19 protein-coding genes are annotated in these 21868 nt (G+C 72.5%); 12 read left to right on the top strand and 7 right to left on the bottom strand.

Going from position 1 to position 21868, the window contains the following annotated elements:
- Positions 1 to 12 precede the first annotated feature (12 nt).
- The gene (locus ACRDP3_RS21845) at positions 13 to 906 is read left to right on the top strand and encodes a diacylglycerol kinase (protein WP_431518682.1); all 894 of its coding nucleotides are present in this window, start codon (positions 13 to 15) and stop codon (positions 904 to 906) included.
- 65 nt (positions 907 to 971) lie between these two features.
- Positions 972 to 3782, top strand: coding sequence for a DEAD/DEAH box helicase (locus tag ACRDP3_RS21840; protein ID WP_431518681.1), 2811 nt, complete (start codon positions 972 to 974; stop codon positions 3780 to 3782).
- A 70-nt stretch (positions 3783 to 3852) separates the two neighbouring features.
- Here the strand turns inward: ACRDP3_RS21840 and ACRDP3_RS21835 are convergent, their stop codons facing one another.
- Positions 3853 to 4629, bottom strand: coding sequence for a VOC family protein (locus ACRDP3_RS21835; protein ID WP_431518680.1), 777 nt, complete (start codon positions 4627 to 4629; stop codon positions 3853 to 3855).
- A 213-nt stretch (positions 4630 to 4842) separates the two neighbouring features.
- Between ACRDP3_RS21835 and ACRDP3_RS21830 the strand changes: the two genes are divergently transcribed.
- Complete coding sequence (locus ACRDP3_RS21830; RefSeq protein ID WP_431518679.1) at positions 4843 to 6033, top strand: phosphatidylinositol-specific phospholipase C1-like protein; 1191 nt, start codon at positions 4843 to 4845, stop codon at positions 6031 to 6033.
- A gap of 3 nt (positions 6034 to 6036) precedes the next feature.
- Here ACRDP3_RS21830 and ACRDP3_RS21825 read toward each other — a convergent pair whose 3' ends face one another.
- Positions 6037 to 6888 (bottom strand): siderophore-interacting protein, encoded by an 852-nt coding sequence (locus ACRDP3_RS21825; RefSeq protein ID WP_431518678.1) that lies wholly within the window; start codon positions 6886 to 6888, stop codon positions 6037 to 6039.
- Positions 6889 to 6973: 85 nt separating this feature from the next.
- The gene (locus ACRDP3_RS21820) at positions 6974 to 7888 is read right to left on the bottom strand and encodes a 5'-3' exonuclease (protein WP_431518693.1); all 915 of its coding nucleotides are present in this window, start codon (positions 7886 to 7888) and stop codon (positions 6974 to 6976) included.
- Between the two features lie 284 nt (positions 7889 to 8172).
- Between ACRDP3_RS21820 and ACRDP3_RS21815 the strand changes: the two genes are divergently transcribed.
- Positions 8173 to 8322 carry a hypothetical protein gene (locus ACRDP3_RS21815; RefSeq protein ID WP_431518677.1) on the top strand — a complete coding sequence of 50 codons (150 nt, stop codon included), beginning with the start codon at positions 8173 to 8175 and terminating at the stop codon, positions 8320 to 8322.
- A 244-nt stretch (positions 8323 to 8566) separates the two neighbouring features.
- Positions 8567 to 9316, top strand: coding sequence for a helical backbone metal receptor (locus tag ACRDP3_RS21810; protein WP_431518676.1), 750 nt, complete (start codon positions 8567 to 8569; stop codon positions 9314 to 9316).
- A 10-nt stretch (positions 9317 to 9326) separates the two neighbouring features.
- Here ACRDP3_RS21810 and ACRDP3_RS21805 read toward each other — a convergent pair whose 3' ends face one another.
- From ACRDP3_RS21805 to ACRDP3_RS21795, 3 genes are all read right to left on the bottom strand, one after another.
- Complete coding sequence (locus ACRDP3_RS21805; protein ID WP_431518675.1) at positions 9327 to 10049, bottom strand: gamma-glutamyl-gamma-aminobutyrate hydrolase family protein; 723 nt, start codon at positions 10047 to 10049, stop codon at positions 9327 to 9329.
- Between the two features lie 42 nt (positions 10050 to 10091).
- Positions 10092 to 11600: an ethanolamine permease gene (gene eat, locus ACRDP3_RS21800; protein WP_431518674.1), complete on the bottom strand. Its 1509-nt coding sequence runs from the start codon at positions 11598 to 11600 to the stop codon at positions 10092 to 10094.
- Positions 11601 to 11751: 151 nt separating this feature from the next.
- Entirely contained in the window at positions 11752 to 12462 is a 711-nt protein-coding gene (locus tag ACRDP3_RS21795) for a FadR/GntR family transcriptional regulator (RefSeq protein WP_431518692.1), read from the bottom strand.
- Between the two features lie 170 nt (positions 12463 to 12632).
- Here ACRDP3_RS21795 and ACRDP3_RS21790 point away from each other — a divergent pair, with 170 nt between their 5' ends.
- From ACRDP3_RS21790 to ACRDP3_RS21775, 4 genes are all read left to right on the top strand, one after another.
- Positions 12633 to 14000 (top strand): glutamine synthetase family protein, encoded by a 1368-nt coding sequence (locus ACRDP3_RS21790; RefSeq protein WP_431518673.1) that lies wholly within the window; start codon positions 12633 to 12635, stop codon positions 13998 to 14000.
- A gap of 9 nt (positions 14001 to 14009) precedes the next feature.
- Positions 14010 to 15395 (top strand): aldehyde dehydrogenase family protein, encoded by a 1386-nt coding sequence (locus ACRDP3_RS21785; protein ID WP_431518672.1) that lies wholly within the window; start codon positions 14010 to 14012, stop codon positions 15393 to 15395.
- Positions 15392 to 16198 (top strand): 3-oxoacyl-ACP reductase, encoded by an 807-nt coding sequence (locus tag ACRDP3_RS21780; protein WP_431518671.1) that lies wholly within the window; start codon positions 15392 to 15394, stop codon positions 16196 to 16198. The genes ACRDP3_RS21785 and ACRDP3_RS21780 overlap by 4 nt, the downstream gene beginning before the upstream one ends.
- 78 nt (positions 16199 to 16276) lie before the next feature.
- Positions 16277 to 17113 carry a DUF2510 domain-containing protein gene (locus ACRDP3_RS21775; RefSeq protein ID WP_431518691.1) on the top strand — a complete coding sequence of 279 codons (837 nt, stop codon included), beginning with the start codon at positions 16277 to 16279 and terminating at the stop codon, positions 17111 to 17113.
- Between the two features lie 32 nt (positions 17114 to 17145).
- Here ACRDP3_RS21775 and ACRDP3_RS21770 read toward each other — a convergent pair whose 3' ends face one another.
- Positions 17146 to 18360: an amino acid deaminase/aldolase gene (locus ACRDP3_RS21770; protein WP_431518670.1), complete on the bottom strand. Its 1215-nt coding sequence runs from the start codon at positions 18358 to 18360 to the stop codon at positions 17146 to 17148.
- A gap of 320 nt (positions 18361 to 18680) precedes the next feature.
- Here ACRDP3_RS21770 and ACRDP3_RS21765 point away from each other — a divergent pair, with 320 nt between their 5' ends.
- The 3 genes from ACRDP3_RS21765 to ACRDP3_RS21755 all read left to right on the top strand — a co-directional run.
- A complete protein-coding gene (locus tag ACRDP3_RS21765) occupies positions 18681 to 19898 on the top strand; it encodes a hypothetical protein (protein ID WP_431518669.1) in 1218 nt (405 codons plus the stop codon).
- On the top strand, positions 19895 to 21175 hold the full coding sequence (mycP, locus tag ACRDP3_RS21760; RefSeq protein ID WP_431518668.1) for a type VII secretion-associated serine protease mycosin: 1281 nt from the start codon (positions 19895 to 19897) through the stop codon (positions 21173 to 21175). The genes ACRDP3_RS21765 and mycP overlap by 4 nt, the downstream gene beginning before the upstream one ends.
- Positions 21176 to 21461: 286 nt before the next feature.
- A partial coding sequence (locus tag ACRDP3_RS21755; protein WP_431518667.1) for an SseB family protein occupies positions 21462 to 21868 on the top strand: 407 nt, incomplete at its 3' end.

Here is a 21868-nt window from a genome sequence, read left to right as displayed (position 1 = left end):
TATGGTCCGCCCGTGACCAGCCAGATCACTCTCTTCGTCAACCCGACAGCGGGCCGCGGCCGAGGCGCCGGTGCGGCCCAGCCCGCCGCCGACGCGCTCCGTGAGGCCGGATTCGCCGTCCGCACGGTGGTCGGCACCGATGCGGCTGACGCGCTCGTACGGGCGCGCGAGGCCGTCGACGCCGGCACCGGCGCGCTGATAGCCGTCGGCGGTGACGGCATGACCTCCCTCGCACTGCAGGCCGTCGCCGGTACGGACACCCCGCTCGGCGTGGTCGCCGTTGGCACCGGCAACGACTTCGCGCGGGCCACCGGGCTGCCGGTCCGGCAGCCCGCCAAGGCGGGACGGCTCATCGGCGAGGCGCTGAAGGGCGGCCACGTCAGGACTCTCGACCTGGGGCGCGCGGGGGAGCACTGGTTCGGGTCGGTGCTGGCCTCCGGCTTCGACTCGCGGGTCAACGACCGCGGCAACCGGATGCGGTGGCCCGCCGGGCGACTCAAGTACGACCTGGCGATCCTCGCCGAACTGGCCGCCTTCCGGCCCATCCCCTACCGGCTCACCCTCGACGACGGCGAGCCGCGGGAGATCGAGGCCACGCTGGTGGCCGTGGGCAACGGGCCCTCCTACGGCGGGGGTATGCGCATCTGTCACGGCGCCGAGATGGACGACGGCCTGCTCGATGTGACGGTGGTGGGGGAGTGCAGCCGCGGCGCGCTGCTCCGCGTCTTCCCCCGCGTCTACAAGGGCACCCATCTGAGCCATCCCAGTGTCACCACCCACCGCGCCCGCAAGGTGACGCTGGAGGCGGCGAACGTCACGGGATACGCGGACGGTGAGCGGCTGGGGGCGTTGCCGCTGACCGCTGAGGTGGTGCCCGGTGCGGTGCGACTGCTCGTGCGGGAGTAACGACCTGCGCCAGGTCGTAAAGATCGTGAGCCGTGTCGGAGGTGGCCGGTAGGCTCGTAGACACGATGACCGAGGACCTGTCCCCCGCTGAGCGGTACGCCGCGGCGCGGAAACGCACCGCAGAGCAGGCCACCGCTCTCGGCTCCTTCCATGACCTGTACGACTTCGATCTCGACGAGTTCCAGATCGAGGCGTGCCAAGCCCTCGAAGCCGGAAAGGGAGTGCTGGTCGCGGCGCCGACCGGCTCCGGCAAGACGATCGTCGGCGAATTCGCCGTCCACCTGGCCCTCAGCCAGGGTCGCAAGTGCTTCTACACCACGCCCATCAAGGCGCTGTCCAACCAGAAGTACAACGACCTGGTCAAACGCTACGGCGCGGCCCGGGTCGGGCTGCTGACCGGGGACAACAGCGTCAACTCCGACGCACCCGTCATCGTGATGACGACCGAGGTGCTGCGGAACATGCTGTACGCGGGATCGCAGTCCCTCGTCGGCCTCGGACACGTGGTGATGGACGAGGTGCACTATCTCTCCGACCGCTTCCGCGGCGCCGTCTGGGAGGAGGTCATCATCCACCTCCCCGAGTCGGTCACCCTGGTCTCGCTCTCGGCGACCGTCTCCAACGCCGAGGAGTTCGGCGACTGGCTGGACACCGTGCGCGGCGACACACGGGTGATCGTCTCCGAGCACCGTCCGGTGCCGCTGTGGCAGCACGTGCTGGCCGGACGGCGGATGTACGACCTGTTCGAGGAGAAGGCCGACAAGCGGGAGGTCAACCCCGACCTGGTGCGGATGGCCCGGATGGAGAACAGCCGCGTCTCCGCCCCGCGCGACCGCCGCCGCGGCAATCCGCGCCGGGACGCGGAACGGGAGCGCGAGCGCCGGCAGCGGGCCCGGGTATGGACTCCGGGCCGGCCCGAGGTCATCGACCGGCTGGACTCCGAGGGCCTGCTGCCCGCGATCACCTTCATCTTCAGCAGGGCCGGCTGCGAGGCGGCCGTACAGCAGTGCCTGGCCGCCGGACTGCGGCTCAACGACAGCCCGGCGCGGGCCCGGGTGCGCCAGATCGTCGAGGAGCGCACCGAGGACATCCCGGACACCGACCTGCACGTGCTGGGCTATTTCGAGTGGCTGGAGGGCCTGGAGCGGGGTATCGCCGCGCACCACGCGGGCATGCTGCCCACCTTCAAGGAAGTCGTCGAGGAGCTGTTCGTCCGCGGCCTGGTCAAAGCCGTCTTCGCCACCGAGACACTCGCACTCGGAATCAACATGCCGGCCCGCTCGGTGGTGCTGGAGAAGCTGGTCAAGTGGAACGGCGAGCAGCACGCCGACATCACACCCGGCGAGTTCACCCAGCTGACGGGCCGCGCCGGGCGGCGCGGCATCGACGTCGAGGGGCATGCCGTCGTGCTGTGGCACCGTGGCATGGACCCCGGCGCGCTGGCGGGACTGGCCGGTACGCGTACGTATCCGCTGCGCTCCTCCTTCAAGCCGTCGTACAACATGGCGGTCAATCTGGTCGGCCAGTTCGGGCGGCATCGCTCACGTGAGCTGCTGGAGACCTCTTTCGCACAGTTCCAGGCGGACCGCTCGGTCGTCGGCATCTCGCGCCAGGTCCAGCGCAACGAGGAGGGGCTGGAGGGCTATCGCGACTCCATGACCTGTCATCTGGGCGACTTCGAGGAGTACTCGCGGCTGCGCCGGCAGCTGAAGGACCGGGAGACCGAGCTGGCCAAGCAGGGCGCGGTGCAGCGCCGGGCACAGGCGGCGGCCGCACTCGAGAAGCTCAAGCCCGGGGACGTCATCCATGTCCCCACCGGCAAGTTCGCCGGGCTGGCCCTGGTGCTGGACCCCGGGACCGGGGCCGGTGGGCGCGGTCCCGCACACCAGCGCGGCTGGCAGCAGCAGGACGGGCCCCGGCCGCTCGTGCTCACCGCACAGCGGCAGGTCAAGCGGCTCGGCTCGATCGACTTCCCCGTTCCGGTGGAGCCGCTGGAGCGGATGCGCATCCCCAGGTCCTTCAACGCCCGCAGCCCCGATTCGCGCCGTGATCTGGCCTCCGCCCTGCGCACCAAGGCGGGCCACCACGCACCACCGAGGCACCGCAAGGAGCGCGCGGCCGCCGCCGACGACACCGAGATCGCCCGGCTGCGCGCCGATATCCGGCGGCACCCCTGCCACGGCTGCGACGAGCGCGAGGACCACGCCCGCTGGGCCGAGCGATACCACCGCCTCAGGCGTGATACCCGTCAGCTGGAGCGCCGGATCGAGGGCCGGACGAACACCATCGCCCGTACCTTCGACCAGGTCTCCGCCCTGCTGACGGAGCTGGGGTATCTGCGCGGCGACGAGGTGACCGATGACGGGCGGCGGCTGGCGCGGCTCTACGGCGAGCTGGACCTGCTGGCCAGCGAGTGCCTGCGCGACGGCGTCTGGGAAGGCCTGCCCTCCTCCGAGCTGGCCGCCTGCGTCTCGGCGCTGGTGTACGAGGCGCGTGCCGCGGATGACGCGCTGCCACCCAAACTGCCGGGCGGCGCGGCCAGGAGCGCGCTGGAGGAGATGGTGCGCATCTGGGGGCGCCTGGACGCGCTGGAGGAGGAGCACCGCATCCGCCAGACCGAAGGGGTCGGACAGCGCGAACCGGACCTGGGCTTCGCCTGGGCCGCGTACCGCTGGGCGGAGGGTCATGCCCTGGACGCGGTGCTGCGCGACGCCGACATGCCCGCGGGTGACTTCGTGCGCTGGTGCAAGCAGTGCATCGATGTGCTCGGCCAGGTCGCGGTCGCGGCGCCGGCCGGCGGCACCGTCGCGAAGAACGCGCGCAAGGCGGTGGAGGCGATGCGTCGCGGGGTCGTCGCGTACACCAGCGTGGGCTGACGAAGCGGGAGAGGGCTTCGCCGTTCGTTCCGGCGTCGGTGCGGCGCCGGAACGAACGCGCGCGAGGTCCTCACATCGGCGCGGGCCTGATGACGGCGAAGGGTGCGCCGAACGGGTCGGCGAGCCAGGCGATCCGGCCGACGTCGGGCACGTCCGAGGCGGCCATCAGGACGGACCCGCCGTTCGCCTCCGCCTTGGCGGCGGTCTCGTCGACGTCCGCCACGTCGAAGTACGGAATCCAGCGTGTCTCCTCCGCGCCCGGGTGGAGCGGTGCGATGCCGCCGAAGGAGGCCTCCTGCTGTTCACCGGCGGCGGTGGAGAGCACGGTGTACGTCATGCCGGGCACCTCCATCGTCTCGGACCGCCAGCCGAACAGGTGGCGGTAGAAACCGTGTGCGGCCGCGGGGTCCGCGGTGTGCAGCTCGGTCCAGCACAGGGCGTTGGTGTCCGAGGTCTTCTCCAGCCCCTCGATGGCGGCCGGCTGCCAGACGGAGAAGTCGGCGCCGCCCGGGTCGGTGAGGGCGGACATCCGCCCGGCGTTCATGACATCGAACGGTTCGACCCGTACGGTTCCGCCTCCCTGTTCGACCGCCTCGGCGGTGGCGTCGGCGTTCGAGGTGTGGAAGTACACAGTCCAGGCCGGGCTCGCGCCGTCCTCGGTGAGCGGTCCCAAAGCCGCGACGGTCTTGCCGTCCAGCTGGAAGAAGCCGTATCCGCCCGCCTCCGGGCCCGCCGTCCGGAAGTCCCAGCCGAAGACGCTGCCGAAGAACGCGGCCGCGGCTTTGGTGTCGGGGGTCCCGAGATCAAGCCAGCTGGGGGAGCCGGTCACGAAGTCAGTGGTCAGCATCGTGGGGTGGCCTGCCTTTCGCGTGAGGAGATCAAGCCGTCGCCGGGTCGGGTCCTGGTCCACCGAGCCCGCTTGTATATAGATGATCGCGGCCGAAAGGGCACTGCACGACCGGGCTCGCGCCACGCGTGGCGTTGACCGGCGGGCCGCACAGGGGGATGTTCTGCGAGGCGCCAGAACAGCTCAGTCCTCGTGTCCTCACAGGAGGTCGATGTGCGCACCACGAAGAGTTCCAGAGCCCGCCGCTGGGCCGCCGCCGCGACCGCGCTCGCCGCCGTCGCGGCGCTGTCTTCCGCGGCTCTCGCGCAGCCCCGGTCCCCGGCAGGGCACCACGGCGGCGACCCGGCGGGCACCCTGCGGCTCACCCAGATCCAGGCCATGGCCACGCACAACAGCTACCACCGCGAGGTCTCCTTCGCCGAGCAGCAGCTGATGGGCGAGCACGACCCCAATTTCCGTACGCTGCTTTTCAGCCATGCCTCGCTGCCCCTGCAGTTCGCCCGCCAGCAGGTCCGGGGCATCGAACTGGACGTCTTCCCCGATCCGGACGGCGGCCTCTACGCCGAACCGCTGATCCGCCGGGATGCCGGGCTGCCACCGGCGGCGGACCCGGACCTGCGCGAGCCCGGCTTCAAGGTGCTGCACTGGGCGGACTTCGACCACCGGAGCAGCTGCGTCACCCTCACCCGCTGCCTGACGCAGGTGAAGGAGTGGTCCGAGCGGCAGCCCGGCCACGTGCCCGTGCCCATCCTTCTCGAGCTCAAGCAGACCGATCCGGAGCTGGAGGCACGCGGCGGGGCGAAGAGCCCGCCCTGGGACACCGCCATGCTCGACGCCCTGGACACCGCGATCCGTGGGGTCTTCCCGGACGGCAGGACGGTCACACCGGACGACATCCGCCGTCCTGGTGAGACGCTCGGGCAGTCCGTGCGCCGGCACGGCTGGCCCCGGGTGGCCGGCCACCGCGGCGAGGTGATGTTCCTGATGGACAACGACGACCAGAAGCTGCAGGACGCCTACCGGGCGGGCGGCCGGGAGAGCCTGCAGGGCCGGGTGCTGTTCACCGACTCCGAGCCCGGCCGTCCGGACGCCGCCTTCATGAAGATCAACGACCCGACCGGGGCCAACAAGACGGCCATCCAGGACCTGGTCCGACGGGGCTACTTCGTGCGCACCCGCTCCGACGTGCCGCTCGGCCAGGCCTCGAGCGGGGACACCCGCATGCTGCGGGACGCCCTGGACTCCGGCGCCCAGATGGTCTCCACCGACTTCCCGGTCCCCGGCCTGGCCGCGCGCTACGGCTCCGACTATGTCGCAGAACTCCCGGACGGTGACGGTCCGGTGCGCTGCGACCCGGTCAGCGTGCCCCCCGCGAAGTGCCCTCAGGGACCGTTGGAGCGCTGAGGCCTACCGCGCCGCCTGCCGCGTCTCCTGCTCCGCCTCCACCCGCGCGTTCCACTCCTTCTTCGAAGCCCGCCAGCCTTCCTCGTCGTGGCCCAGGCGCCAGTAGCCGGAGATGGACAACTGCTCGCGCGGCACGCCGCGTTCGAGCCGCAGGTGGCGGCGGAGTTCCTTCACGAAGCCCGCCTCGCCGTGCACGAAGGCCTGCGGCTGCCCGGACGGGAACTCCAGTGCCCGTACGGCCTCTACCAGCCGTTCGCCCACGCGGGCCCCGCCGCGGTGCAGCCAGACCACCTCGGCGGTGTCCGGCGCGCTCAGCTTCTGCTCCTCCGCCGGGCCCGCGACCTCGATGAGCGCACGTACGGAGGCCTGCGCCGGCATGGCCTCCAGCGCGGCCGCGATGGCGGGCAGCGCGCTCTCGTCGCCGGCCAGCAGGTGCCAGCCGGCTTCCGGGCCGGGTCGGTAGGCGCCGCCGGGGCCGAGGAAGCGGATCTCCTCGCCGGGCTCGGCGCGCAGCGCCCAGACCCCGGCCAGCCCCGTCTCGCCGTGCACGACGAAGTCGAGCGTCAGCTCACGCTTGTCCGGGTCCCATGCGCGCACGGTGTACGTACGGGTCATCGGCCACTGGTCGCGCGGGAAGTCGGCGCGGATGCGGTCGATGTCGAAGGGCTCGGGGTAGTCGGCGCCCGGGACCGGGAAGAGCAGCTTGACGTAGTGATCCGTGTACTCGCCCGCGGCGAAGTCCGTCAGGCCGGCGCCGCCGAGGACGACCCGGACCAGGTGGGGCGTCAGCCGCACGGTGCGCACCACGCGGGCCTGGTGGACCTGGGTCTGCTTACGGGCCGGACGGTCTGCCACGTGGGCCTCCTGCGACACTGCGGGGCGATCACTGGTTAGGTTTACCTAACCTATCACCCCGGGTATGCCGACGGCCCGGACCGCATCACCGCGCCCGCGCCGTCAGCGTCGCCAGCAGCCGCTCCAGGGAGCCTCCGAGCCCCCACCGCTCCGCCAGCGCCCGCAGGGCCTCCGGGTCGCGGGCGCGCACCGGCAGGGCGGCATCGAAGTCCGGCAGTACGACGTCGTCCGCGACCCTGATCACCTTCGGCGCCACCGCGAGATAGGGCCGCGCCTCGTCCAGCCGCCTGCGCTGCGCCGGCGTCAGCCCGGACGTCCGGTCGTCCACGGCCGCCAGGATCCCGGCCAGGTCGCCGTACCGGTCCATCAGCTTCGCGGCGGTCTTCTCACCGACACCTGGGACGCCGGGCAGACCGTCGCTCGGGTCGCCCCGCAGCAGTGCCAGATCGGCGTAACCCCCGCCGTCCACGCCGTACTTGGCGCGGAGCGCCGCACCGTCGTAGGTGTCGAGGGTGCCCACACCCTTGACCGGATACAGCACCCGCACGCCCCGCGCGTCGTCGACGAGCTGGAAGAGATCACGGTCACCGGTGACGATCGCGACGGGCCCTTCGGCGCGGGCCGTCAGAGTGCCGATGACGTCGTCCGCCTCGAACCCCGCCGCACCCACCCGCGCGATTCCGACCGCGTCGAGCACCTCGTCGATCACCGGCACCTGAGGGCTGAGCGTGTCCGGGGTCTCCTCGGTGTCCGGGCCCCCGGTCACCTCTTCGGCGACGCGGTGCGCCTTGTACGAGGGGATCAGCTCGACACGCCACTGGGGCCGCCAGTCGAAGTCCATGCAGGCGACCAGGGAATGCGGGTGATGGTCACGGACCAGCCGGGCGATGAAGTCGAGCAGTCCGCGCACCGCGTTCACCGGCGTGCCGTCCGGCGCCCTGACCGTGTCCGGCACTCCGAAGTAGGCACGGAAGTAGAGGGACGAGGTGTCCAGGAGCATCAGGTTGCGCGCCGTCGTCGTAGTCACGCCCCGATGATGCCGCACGGGTGTGACAGCGGGCGGCCGGCGGCGCGGGCGCGGGCCGCCTTACGATGACGTCATGGCCGGCACACACACGTACGAGATCACCGTCGTGTGGACGGGCAACCTCGGGGCGGGCACCCAGGACTACCGTGCCTTCAGCCGCGCGTACGAGGTGCTGGCAGGGGCGAAGCCGCCCATCGCGGCCTCCGCCGATCCGCACTTCCCACCCGGCGGGCGGTGGCGGAGCGTTCACCGAGTCGGTGCTGCGGTCCCGGGTGACCGTCGCCGAGGACTCGATGGTGGCGAAGGCCATCACGCTGCACGGCGGTGTGCCGCAGCTGTGCTTCATCGCACGCTCCGTCAACTTCCCCGTGCGGCACGAGCCGACGGTGCGGGTGACACCGGAGTGACGGCGGGCGTGCACCGCGCGCGACCGTAACCCGCCTGCGGCTGGCGGGAATTGACCTGACCCGCCGACGGCCGTGCCTCTACGCTCTTCCTCGTGCGAACCACGCACTCCCGGTCCGTCAGCGGGCTGAGGCGCGGTACACGTCCACGCGTGGTGCCCGCCGGCGGATGACCGCCGGGAGTCGAGGAACGCCCCATGGTGGAGCGGCCACCTCGGAGCCGCGACGGGGGGCGTACGGTGCCGGTATGGCGCACACCGTGAATACCGGCACCGTGCGACGCGTCGTCTCGCTCGTTCCCTCGCTGACCGAGGCGCTCGCGGCGACCGAACCCGGGCTGCTGGCCGGCGCGACCGACTGGTGCAGCCATCCGGCTCAGCTGGAGGTGACCCGGGTGGGCGGGACCAAGAACCCGGATGTGGAGCGGATCGCCGCACTCGCCCCCGACCTCGTGCTGGCCAACGAGGAGGAGAACCGCGAACCGGATCTCGCTGCCCTCCGTGCCGCCGGCATCGAGGTCCTGGTCACCGAAGTACGCACGCTGCCCCAGGCGTTCGGCGAACTGGACCGGATGCTGACACAGGGCTGCGGGCTGGCCCGCCCGGCATGGCTGGCCCAGGCGGAGGACGCCTGGCGGGAGGTGCGCGCGGAGTTCGACGTGCGCGCCGTCGTACCCGTGTGGCGCAGGCCGTGGATGGTGCTCGGCCGGGACACCTTCGCGGGTGCGCTGCTCGCGTACCTCGGTGTACGCAACGTCTACGCGCACCATTCCGAGCGCTACCCGCGCCTTCCCCTCGCGGAGCTGGTCGAGCCGGGCCGGGCCGACCTCGTCGTGCTGCCCGACGAGCCCTACCGCTTCGCCGCCCAGGACGGCCCGGAAGCCTTCCCGGCGCTGCCCGCCGCCCTCGTCAGCGGCCGGTCTCTCACCTGGTACGGGCCCTCGCTGACCGAGGCTCCGGCCAGGCTGGCCGCGGCGCTGCGGTCAGCGCTGGGCTGACCCGTCCCCGCTAGCCCTGCTGTCCCAGCGACTCCAGCGAGGAGGGGGCGCGCGCCGCGTCCACCAGCGCGCGCATGACGCGGACGTCGTCGCCCTCCTCCGGATGCCACTGGACGGCCAGCGCGAAGGGGTGCTCGGCGTCCGGGAGTTCGACGGCCTCGACGGTGCCGTCCGCCGCGTACGCGCTCGGCACCAGGCCGTCGCCGAGCCGGGCCACCGCCTGGTGGTGGTAGGTGGGCACGGACACCGGCTCGGGCAGCGCCCGGGCGAGACGGCTGCCGGCCACCGGCCGCACCGGGTGCTGCGCGAAGACGCCCGGCCCGCCGCGGTGGCCCTCCAGGTGCTGGACCAGCGTGCCGCCGCACACCACGTTGAGCACCTGCATGCCCCGGCAGATGCCGAGCAGCGGTACGCGCCGGGCGAGGGCGGCCTCGGTCAGGGCGAGCTCCCAGGCGTCCCGCTCCGGCGAGGGCGGCCCGCACTCCGGCTCGGGCGCGGCCCCGTACCGCACCGGCTCGACGTCCGGACCGCCGGAGACGACCAGCGCGTCCAGCCGCGCCACGATCTCGTCCGCGCGCTCTGGCGCGTCCGGGGGCAGCAGCGCGGCGCAGCCGCCCGCGCGCTGGACGAGACGGTGGTACCCGGCGGGCAGGACTGCGGCGCTGTGCCGCCACACGCCCCAGTGGACGTCGTTCTCCAGATACGTGCTGATGCCGATCAGCGGCGAGTGCATGAGGCGGGTCCTCCGGCGGCGGGGTCTCGTCGTCGGTCCAGCCTACGGCTGCGGTTCGGCGGTCCGCTCCGCCCCGTCCGTGCCGCGCTCCAGCTCCGCCTCGGCCTCGGCGAGCGCCGCGAACTCCTCCTCCGGGGCGGCGGCGACCAAGTGGTGCCGGCTGTAGAAGGCGAAGTAGCCGACGGCCACCACGTACAGGATGAGGGCGATGCCGGCGGCTGTCGGGTCGACCAGGAAGGTGGCGACGACGGCGGAACATGCGAGCACGAAGGCGACCGAGGAGGTGATCAGACCGCCCGGGGTGCGGTAGGGACGGTGCAGGTCCGGCTCGCGGCGGCGCAGCACGATGTGCGAGAGCGACATCAGTACGTAGCTGATGGCCGCACCGAAGACCGCGATGTTCAGCATCCGGGCGCCGTCGCCGGTGGCCGCGGCCAGCCCGAAACCGATCGCGCCGGGCACCAGCAGACCGAGGTAGGGGGCCTTGCGGCGACTGGTCAGGGAGAGGAAACGGGGCAGATACCCGGCGCGGGAGAGGGCGAAGAGCTGCCGCGACCCGGCGTAGATCAGGGAGAAGAAGGAGGCCACCAGGCCGGCCAGACCCGCGTAGTTGACGATCCGGCTCAGCGTGGTGTCGCCGCCGGATGCTTCCTGGAGTGCGGCTACGAGCGGGTTGTCGGCGTCCTTGATGGCGTCCGAACCGGCGGCACCGGCGGCGGGCAGCAGGGTCAGCAGGGCGAGCACCACCAGGATGCCGATCGCCCATGCCATCGCCTTCGGCAGCGACCTCGCGGGATCGCGGGTCTCCTCGGCGGCCAGCGGTACGCCCTCGATGCCGAGGAAGAACCACATGCCGAACGGGAAGGCGGCCCAGATGCCCAGCACCCCCAGCGGCAGCCACGCACTGGAGCCGACGGCGCTGCTGTCGACCGCGATGTCGTTGAGCGAGCCGGCGTCGAAGTGGGCGAAGGCCCCGATGCAGAAGACGAGCAGGGCGGCTACCGCGATGCCGGTCACCACGAAGCTGAAGCGCAGCGCTTCGCCGACGCCCCACAGATGGATGCCGATGAACAGGACGAAGCAGACGAGGTACACCGGCCAGCCGGACTCCAGACCGAACAGACCGAGCGATTCGACGTAGCCGCCGATGAAGACGGCGATGGCGGAAGGGGCGAGTATGTACTCGATGAGGATGGCGATGCCGGTCAGGAAGCCGCCCCAGGTTCCCAGCGCGCGGCGGGCGAAGCCGTAGCCGCCGCCGGCGGTGGGCAGGATCGAGGACAGTTCCGCGAGCGAGAAGACCAGGCAGGCGTACATCGTGCCCATCAGCACGGTGGCTATCGCCAGGCCGCCGAAGCCGCCCTCGGCGAGGCCGAAGTTCCAGCCCGCGTAGTCGCCTGAGACGACGTAGGCGACACCGAGACCGGTCAGCAGCAGCCAGCCCGCGCTGCCGCGCCGGAGCGTGCGCCGCTCGAGGTACGTCTCGGCACTGTCCGGGCCGCTGTCGGTGGACGTATGTGACAGCTGAGGGGACTCGCTTCCATCGGCCATGACCGCTCCTGCCTCCGGCATTGGTGTGAGGTCATACCTTTGCTCCGAGCCCGGCGGCTGCGCAACCCCCTGTGCGTTTACGTTCGGGTTACGTGTCCGGGTGCGGGTGCGGGTGCGGGTGCGGGTGTGGAAGTCCCCGCCCCGGCCCGTCTCACGTCAGGAAGCCGCGCAGCAGGGCGGCCGTGCCCGCGCAGTGTTCACGCGTCACCGCGCGGGCCCGCTCGGAGTCGCCCGCGAGTACCGCGTCGACCAGGGCGGCGTGCTGCTGCTGTGCGTGCTCCAGGTTGCGTACCAGCAGCGGAATGCGCGCCAGCAGGTCGTTGACCCGTGCCCGGACGGCCGCGTACTGCGCCGTGAGCGAAGGTGAGCCGGCCAGCTCGACCAGGGTGAGGTGGAAGAGGGTGTCGCTGCGCCGGTACTCGGGCAGCGCCGCGTCCCGGGTGGCGTCCAGGGCCGCGCGCAGCCGTGCCGCCTCCGCCCCGGACAGGCCGCGGGCCGCGCACAGTTCGGCGGCGCCCGCCTCCAGTACTTCGCGGAAGCGCAACGTGTCCGCCACGTCCACCACCTCCGGGGGCGTGGTCGCGCCCTCGGCGCCCTCGGCGCCGGCTCCGGGAGGCGGCGGCTGCCGTACGAAGGTGCCGCCGTACCGCCCGCGCCGGCTCTCCACCCATCCCTGATCCGCGAGCACCCTGAGCACCTCGCGCAGCGTCACCCGGCTGATCCCCAGCCGGTCGGCCAGCTCGCGCTCGGCGGGCAGCCGGTCGCCGTCCGGCACCAGCCCGAGCCGGACGATCTGGAGTATCTGCTCCAGCGCCTCCTCGAAGCCGTTGCCGGCCCGCACCGGCCGGAGCACGGCGGCCAGCCGGTCGACGTCACTCGGCCGGGGTGCTTGGCCAGGGGTTTCTCCGGGACTCTGCTCGCGAGCCTGCCGGTGCTCGGCTGTCACTGGACCTCCCTCATCGGAACCCCTTCCAATCCAATGGTCTTCCCGACTACCTTATGACTTCCGGCGGACCGACAGGAGGCCCTGACGTGGCAGACCGCATATCCCCTCTCTCCGTGGACGAGCTGCGCGTGCTCGTCGAGCGGGAAGAGATCGACACCGTCGTGCTGGCCTTCACCGACATGCAGGGACGTCTGCAGGGCAAGCGCTTCGCCGCCGGCCACTTCCTGGACGAGGTCCTGGAGGGAGGCACCGAGGGCTGCAACTACCTGCTGGCCGTGGACGTCGACCTGAACACCGTCGACGGCTACGCCATGTCTTCCTGGGAGCGCGGCTACGGCGACTTCGCCATGCACGGCGACACCGGCACCCTGCGCCGCGTGCCCTGGAACCCGGGCACGGCCATGATCACCGCAGACCTCACCTGGCACGACCGCTCCCCGGTGGTCGCCTCACCGCGGCAGATCCTGCGCCACCAGCTCGACCGCCTCGCCGAGCGCGGCTGGAGCGCGTACGCGGGCACCGAGCTGGAGTTCATGGTCTTCCAGGACACCTACGAGCAGGCGTGGGACGGCGGCTATCGCGGCCTCACCCCCGCCAACCAGTACAACGTCGACTACTCCATTCTCGGCACCGGCCGGGTCGAGCCGCTGCTGCGCCGCATCCGCAACGAGATGGGTGCGGCCGGCATGGTCGTGGAGTCCGCGAAGGGCGAGTGCAACCTCGGCCAGCACGAGATCGCCTTTCGCTACGACGAGGCGCTCACGACCTGCGACCAGCACGTCATCTACAAGACCGGCGCGAAGGAGATCGCCGCCCAGTCGGGCCAGGCGCTGACCTTCATGGCCAAGTACGACGAGCGCGAGGGCAATTCCTGCCACATCCACCTCTCCCTGCGCGACGAGACCGGCGCCCCGGTCTTCGCCGACGGGGACGGTCCGTACGGGATGTCCCGCATCCACCGGCACTTCCTCGCCGGACAGCTCGCGGCGCTGCGTGAGTTCACGCTCCTCTACGCCCCGAACATCAACTCCTACAAGCGGTTCCAGCCCGGCTCCTTCGCTCCCACCGCCGTCGCCTGGGGTCCCGACAACCGCACCTGCGCGCTGCGGATCATCGGGCACGGACACGGTCACCGGCTGGAGAACCGGGTGCCGGGCGGCGACGTCAATCCCTACCTGGCCGTCGCCGGGATGATCGCCGCCGGGCTGTACGGCGTCGACCACGAGCTGGAGCTGCAGGACGTCTGCACCGGCAACGCCTATACGGGCGACGCGGCGCACGTGCCCGCCACCCTGCGCGAGGCTGCCGAGTTGTGGGAGGGGAGCGCCATCGCGCGCAAGGCCTTCGGCGCCGAGGTGGTCGAGCACTACCGCACGATGGCGCGGGTGGAGCAGGAGGCGTACGACAAGGCCGTCACGGACTGGGAGCGCTACCGCTCCTTCGAGCGCATGTAAGGACCAGCTTTGCAGGACGAGCAGCACACGCACGAACTCGCGGTCGTCAATCCCGCGACCGAGGAACTGATCACCACCGTCCCCGCGGCCACCGCCGCCGACGTCGACGCGGCCGTCCGGCGGGCCGCCCACGCGCAGCGCGCCTGGGCGGCGCTGGCCCCGGCCGACCGGGCCCGGCTGCTGCGCCGCTTCGCCGTCGCGGTCGACGAACACCGCGAGGAACTGGCCCGGCTGGAGGTCCAGGAGGCGGGCCACCCGGTCGGCAACGCCCTGGGCGAGGCCGGCAACGTCCGCGACGTCCTCGACTACGCGGCCGGGGGGGTGGAGCGGCTGACCGGCAGCCAGATCCCTGTCGACGGAGGCGTCAACCTCACCTTCGCGGAGCCGCTGGGTGTGGTCGCCGTCATCGCGCCCTGGAACTTCCCCATGCCGGTCGCCGCCTGGGGCACCGCTCCCGCCCTGGCCGCCGGTAACGCGGTCGTGCTCAAGCCCGCCGAGACGACGCCGCTGACCGCGCTGCGGCTGGCCGAACTCGGCCTGGCGGCCGGGCTGCCCGAGGGCCTCTTCCAGGTGCTGCCCGGCGAGGGCCCGGTCGCCGGCACGGCGCTGGTCGAGCACAGCGGCGTCGCCAAGGTCGTCTTCACCGGCTCCACGCCCGTCGGCAAGGACATCATGGCCAGGTGCGCCGCGCGCGTGAAGCGGGTGACGCTCGAACTCGGCGGCAAGAGCCCCAACATCGTCTTCGCCGATGCCGACCTGGCGCGGGCCGCGGCCGCCGCGCCCGGCTCCTTCCTCGACAACACCGGCCAGGACTGCTGTGCCCGCAGCCGTATCCTCGTCCAGCGCGAGGTCTACGACCGTTTCCTGGAGCTGCTGGAGCCGGAGGTCAAGGCCTTCGCGGCCGGCGATCCGGCAGATCCCGGCACCCGGATGGGTCCGCTGATCTCGGCACGTCAGCGGGAGCGGGTGCGGGGGTACGTACCCGAGGACGCCCCCGCCCTGATCCGCGGACAGGTGCCGGACGGAAAGGGCTACTGGTATCCGGCGACCGTGCTGGAGGGGGCGCCGGGCGACCCGCGCAGCGCCGAAGAGATCTTCGGCCCGGTCGCCGTCGCGATCCCCTTCGACGACGAGGCGGACGCGATCCGGCTCGCCAACGACACCGAATACGGCCTCTCCGGCTCCATCTGGACCCGCGACGTCGGCCGCGCACTGCGCGTCTCGCGCGCCGTCGCGGCGGGCAACCTTTCCGTCAACTCACACAGCGCCGTGCGCTACACCACCCCCTTCGGCGGTTACAAGCAGTCCGGACTCGGCCGGGAACTCGGCCCGGACGCGCTCACCGCCTTCACCGAGACCAAGAACGTCTTCATCAGTACGGAGGAGCAGCCGTGACCGACCCGATCACCGGCTCCGCAGGAGCAACGTCCGTGTGCCGGCGCCTCGTCGGCCGTACCGCCGTCGTCACCGGCGCGGGCAGCGGCATCGGCCTCGCCGCCGTCCGGCGCCTCGCCTCGGAGGGTGCGCGCGTGGTGTGCGCCGACGTGGACGCCGAACGCGGCAAGGAGGCCGCCGAGCAGTCCGGCGGACTGTACGTGGAGACCGACGTCACCGATGCCGGTCAGGTCGAGGCCTTGTACAAGGCGGCACACGACACCTACGGTTCGGTCGACATCGCCTTCAACAACGCGGGCATCTCACCACCCGACGACGACTCGATCCTCACCACCGGTCTGGACGCCTGGCAGCGGGTGCAGCAGGTGAACCTCACCTCGGTCTATCTGTGCTGCAAGCACGCCATTCCGTACATGCGGCGGCAGGGCAGCGGCTCCATCATCAACACCGCCTCCTTCGTCGCCGTGCTGGGCGCCGCCACTTCGCAGATCAGCTACACCGCGTCCAAGGGCGGGGTACTGGCCATGTCACGGGAGCTGGGCGTGCAGTTCGCGCGGGAGGGCATCCGGGTCAATGCGATCTGCCCCGGCCCCGTCAACACCCCGCTGCTGCGGGAGCTGTTCGCTAAGGACCCCGAGCGCGCGCAGCGGCGGCTCGTGCACGTGCCGCCGGGCCGGTTCGCGGAGCCGGACGAGATCGCGGCCGCGGTCGCCTTCCTGGCCAGCGATGACGCCTCCTTCGTCAACGCCACCGATTTCATGGTCGACGGCGGCATCTCGGGGGCGTATGTGACGCCGGTCTAGCACGCCGCGGGCCGGGGCGCGAGCGCCTGGGCGGCATGTGATGCGAACATCTGTTGCCCTACAGTGCCGTGCGTGAGCATGACGACACCGCCCGGCTGGTACGCCGACCCCGAACCGGCCCGGACCGCCGGCACCGGTGCGCGGGAACGCTGGTGGGACGGCACCGGCTGGACCGGCCAGACCCGCACGCGGGGTGCCGCGCGCGGCCCCCTGGTCGCGGGGATCGTCGGCGCGCTGGTGCTCCTCGCGGCCCTGGCCGTCGGCGCCGTGCTGGTCTTCGGCGGTTCCGGCGTCTTCAGCGCCGGTACGGGCGACGACGGGGCCGGGGGTGGCAAGCACGACGACGCGAGCAGACCCACGGACCCGCCGGACCGCCCGGACCCGAGGGCCGAAGCCCCTGCCGACGGCGTCGACCTGCCCGTGCTCGACGGCTGGCAGCACGATCCCGACGGGCCCATGGCCGGCACGGGGGAGTACACCTGCCCCGGTGGCGACGGGAAGAGCTGTCTGCGCGGTTCCGCGGTCATCGTGGTGGCGGGCACCGACGCCGGCGACCCGGAAGACGTGGCCAGGAACGACATCGAGCGGTTCGCCGAACTCGCCTACAGCAAGGACACCTACGGCGGCATCACCTCGCACAAGGTGCTCGCCACCGAGACGGCCACCGTCGCGGGCCAGGACGCCTATCGCGTCCGCTGGAAGATCGTGAACAGGAAGAAGCCGGACGCCTACGTCGAGTCCGTCGCCTTCCCTCACCCGGACGGTTCCGGGGAGATGCTGCTGCTGCGTACCGGCTTCGACATCCACCGGGACGCCCCGCCGCTCGGTGACATGGACCGGCTGGCCGGCGGTGTGACCGAGGGAGCGAGGAAGGACGCGGGGGAAGGCGGGACCGACCCCGGCGAACAGGCCTGACGGCCCCTCAGAGACGAACAGGCCTGACGGCCTCAGAGAAAGGTGTGCCCCTCGCCCCGGTAGGTCGGCACCGTCTCCGTCACGCGTCCGCCCTCCACCAGCCGCAGGGCGGCGAACCGCTCGCACAGCTCCCCGGCCTTGGCGTGCCGGAACCACACCCGGTCACCGATCAGCAGGTCGTCGGCGGGCGGTCCCAGCAGCGGCGTCTGCACCTCGCCGGGCCCCTCCCGCGGGTCGTAGCGCAGCCCCTGCGGAAGGTAGGGCTGCGGCAGCCGGTCCCGGCCCGGCGCCCCTGACGCCGGATACCCGCCGCCCAGCACCGTCACCACACCGACCCCGGGCCTGCGTACCACCGGCAGTGCGAAGAGCGCGGCGGGCCGCCCGGTGAAGGAGGTGTAGTGGTCGAAGAGACACGGCATGAACAGTCCCGAGCCGGCCGCTATCTCGGTCACCGCCTCCTCCGCGGCCGTGTGCTGCACGCTGCCGGTGCCGCCGCCGTTGACGAACTCCAGGTCCGGCGCGACCCTGCGCACCCCCCGTACCGCGGCCGCCCGCCTGGCGGCCAGCTCGCGCCGTGCGGCCGACTGCATCGCCCGCACACCGCGCGAGCGCAGCCGGCTGCCCGGCGCCGCGTCGCCCACGCCCGCCACATGTCCCTCGTACGCCATCAGCCCGACCAGCCGGAAGCCCGGCCGCCGGGTCACCGAGCGGGCCAGCTCCGCGAGTTCGGTGGGGGAGTGCACCGGCGACCGGCGTGCCCCGACCCGGAACCGGCCGCCGAACAGCCGCAGCGAGGTGTCCAGTTCCAGGCAGACGCGGATCTGCGCACGGCCGCCGTCCCGTGCCGCGTCGATCAGCTCCAGCTGTGCCGCGTCGTCGACCATGACGGTCACGGCCTCCGCCGCCTTCGGATCACCCGCGAGCTCGGCGTAGCCCGCCCGGTCCGCCGAGGGATACGCCAACAGCACGTCCCGGACTCCGCAGCGGGCCAGCCACAGGGACTCCGCGAGCGTGAAGCTCAGCACCCCGGCGAAGCCGTCGCGCGCCAGCACCCGCTCCAACAGGGCCCGGCACCGAACCGACTTGGTCGCCACCCGGACAGGCTTGCCCGCCGCGCGGCGCACCAGATCGTCGGCGTTGGCATCGAACGCCTCCACGTCGACGAGGGCCAGCGGCGCGTCCAGATGCGCGGTGGCGCGGTCGTAGCGGGCCCGGTCGGCTGCGAGGTCGGCTGTGGTCTCGAACACCCGGGCAGCTTGCCAGAGCACGGGCGTGTGGGACAGCCCCGGGCAGGTCGACCGGGTTGCCGCACCCACCTGTTCGCCCCGTAGAGTGACCGCCGCACGCTGTGTAAGGCTGCGGCCTGCGGCGTGTTGTCCGTTACGAACCGGCATGCCCCGAAAGGCATTCGTGTGGGCTGGCACTGCGCGCGGGAGGGGTGCAATTGAGCACGGGCCCCGACCGCAAGCACCCTCCTGCCCCTCCGCCGGACTCGGTCCGGGAGTATCCCCGGGTCCCGCCCCGTCCCGTCATTCCGCCCCGTCCCGTCGTACCGCCGCGCCCGAGCGTGCCGCCGAAGTCCGCCCCGGACTCCGGCCGGCGGCAGCCCCGGCCGGCCAACCGCCCCGCGCACACGGCTGATACCGCCGAAACGGCCGGGGAGCACAACAAGAAAGACGAGCGCACCGCACAGATGCCGCACGACACGGAAGCGGACGACGCCCGGCCGGCGACGTCACCCCCGCTGCCCGCCCGGCCACGCCCGCCCGTACCGTCCCTGCCGCCGCAGCCTCCGCCACCCACCGGGGAGCCGCTGACCTCCGCCACCCTGGGCCGCGCCCGCAGCACGCCGGGCATGGCGATGCCGCCGGAAGCCGCGACGACTTCTGTCACCGGATCCGCCGGTGCCGGGGTGACCACCGCCCGGAGCCCGGTCCGGACGCCGGGCGGCAGGCGGGAGGAGGAGTACGACTCGGGGCCTCCCACCGCGCAGTTGCGGGCGATCCGCGACAAGCCGGCAACCACCCGGCCCGCGCCGCGTACGGTCGCCGCCGCCGTCTGTCTCGTGCTCGGCGTCGGGCTGCTCGGCGGCGCCGCCGCGGGCACCTGGTTCACCGGCGACCCGGGTGAACAGGCCACCGCCGAGGAGAAGTTCGACCACACACGCGGACTGTGGCACAGCGTGCCCGTCAACACTCTCTTCCCGCGCGAGATCAAGGGGGTGGGCGCGGGTCCTGGGCGCGCCGACCGCCACTGGGTCCGGGTCGCCGTCGCGCCGGACAGCGACTGCCGGCACGTCTTCGACCCCCTGCTCGCCAAGGCCCTCTCTCCGGTCGGCTGCAGCCGCCTCGTGCGCGCCACCTACGCCGACGAGACCACCAGCAGCGTCACCACGGTCGGCCTGCTCTTCACCCGCACCGACGCGAGCGGCATGCGGTCGCTGCGCAAGCGGTTCGCGGTCGAGAACCTCAGCCAGCGGACCGACCTGATGCCCCGTCCCTACTCCGCACGGGGCACCGTGGCGGCCGACTTCGGCGACGCGCAGCGCGCCAGCTGGACCATACGGGTGCTCACCGACGCCCCCGTCGTCGCCTACGCCGTGACCGGCTTCGCCGACGGACGCGTCGTCAGCGACCCGCAGTCCGCGGCCCAGGCGACCGCGAAGAACGAGACCTCGCCGGCGGCGCAGGCCGGTCTCGGCCACGACGCGCAGGGCATCGCGGACCGTATCGAGCGCCGGCTGCGCGAGGCGTCCACGGCAGGGCGAGGAGAAGACGACCAGTGACACACAGCCGACCCCCCGGACACCTCGCACGCCCGGAGCCCACGCCCAGGCGCACGCCGCGAACCCGCGGGCGGAGCCGCGCCCGTGTCCCCGGCCGCCTCGTGGCCGCGTCGCTGGCGGCGCTGCTCGCGCTCCTGCCGGCAGCCGGTACGGCGCACGCGGCGGGGGAGGGCGTACGCAAGCAGCAGTGGGGCCTGAAGACCGTGCACGCCCGCGACGCGTGGAAGACCACCAAGGGCAAGGGCATCACCGTGGCCGTGCTCGACACCGGGGTGGCAGCCGACCACCCCGACCTCGAGGACAATGTGCTGCGCGGCCGGGACTTCGTGCGGATGGGTGCGCGGAAGGGCGATCGCGCATGGGCCCGGCACGGCACCGCCATGGCCGGGATCATCGCCGGCCACGGGCACGGCGAGGACGGCCGGCTGGGCGTCATGGGGGTCGCCCCGGAGGCGCGGATCCTGCCCGTGCGCGTGCTGCTCGAAGACAGCGACTCCGAGCGCAAGAAGGCCCGCAACGCCCGTGGCGCGGCGCTCGCCCAGGGCATCCGCTGGGCCGCCGACAAGGGCGCCGACGTCATCAATCTCTCCCTCGGCGACGACAGCGACTCCGCACACCCAGAGGCGCGCGAGGACGCCGCGATCCGCTACGCGCTGCGCAAGGGCTCCGTCGTCATCGCCTCGGCGGGCAACGGCGGCGAGGAGGGTGACCACGTCTCCTACCCGGCCGCCTACCCCGGCGTGATAGCCGTCGCCGCCATCGACCGCTTCGGTGCCCGCGCCGCCTTCTCCACCCGCCGCTGGTACGCCAGCGTCGCGGCCCCCGGCAAGGACGTGCTCATCGCCGACCCGGACAAGCGCTACTACGAGGGCTGGGGCACCAGCGCCGCCTCGGCCTTCGTCTCCGGCGCGGTCGCGCTCGTACGGGCCGCCCACCCCGACCTCAGCCCGGCGCAGATCAAAGAGCTGATCTCGGACACCGCGCGCCACACCCCCGAGGGAGGTCGCAGCGACGCCCTGGGCACCGGAGTCGTCGATCCGGCCGCCGCCATCGAGATGGGCTCGAACATCGAACCCCGCGCCCAGCGCCCGAACCAGCTGTCCTACCGGAGCGAGTACTTCGGTACCGGACCGGACGACGGACTGAGCGCGGGCTGGCTCGCGGTCATCGCCGCCGTGCTCGGCGTGGCGCTGGGGGGCGGTGCCGTCGCGCTGCACCGCGGTGTCAGCCTGGCGACCCTGCGCGACCTCGGGAGCCGCCGACCGCCCGGGCACTGACCCGGCGGCCGGTGCGCCGGGACCCGCCGGTCCGCGGCACGGACCCCGCGAACTAGTGCCGTGACCGGTAATGTTTGCCCGTTGAGGAGCGTCGTCCAGTCATGGGGTCTCCCCGGGCCGCAGGCCCAGGGGACGCGATCGCAAGGCGGCTGGAAGTCCTTGTAACGGAGCTACCAGGGCTTTCGGCCAACGCGGCGTGGGGGTCCCCCCGGCGAAGCCAGGGGGAGTGCGTGATGGACGGCGCGACAGGGCAAAGCTTGCCGGGAAGGGCGCTAGGCTCGTGCCCGTGGCGCTCAAGAACATCCCCGGCTCCGGCTTCTCCTCCGACGACGGCTCGGCCGACCCCGCGCTCGCCGAAGCGCTCGCGTCCTGGCGGGCGGACCCCACGGCCCCCACCGCCGAACAGCGCGTGCTCGCCGCCCTCGCGGGGGTGAGGCTGCTGGTCCCCGTGGTCGCGGTGCTGGGCGAGGGGGCACGCCACGAGAAGACCAGCGAGATGGCGGTGCCCACCCTCACCGCCCCCGGTGGCCGCCGGGCGCTGCCCGTCTTCACCAGCACCGCCACGCTGGCCCGCTGGCGTGCGGACGCCCGCCCCGTGGCCGTCCGTCCGCCCCAGGTGCTGCGGGCCCTCGCGCAGGAAGGGGCCGACACCCTCGTACTGGACCTCGCGGGACCGGTGACCTACCAGCTCAC

Origin of the sequence: Streptomyces sp. (genome assembly GCF_050698815.1) — a bacterium.
Classification (GTDB): domain Bacteria; phylum Actinomycetota; class Actinomycetes; order Streptomycetales; family Streptomycetaceae; genus Streptomyces.
The sequence above is the reverse complement of the archived record's forward strand: the minus strand, read 5'-3'. Positions and strand labels throughout refer to the sequence as shown.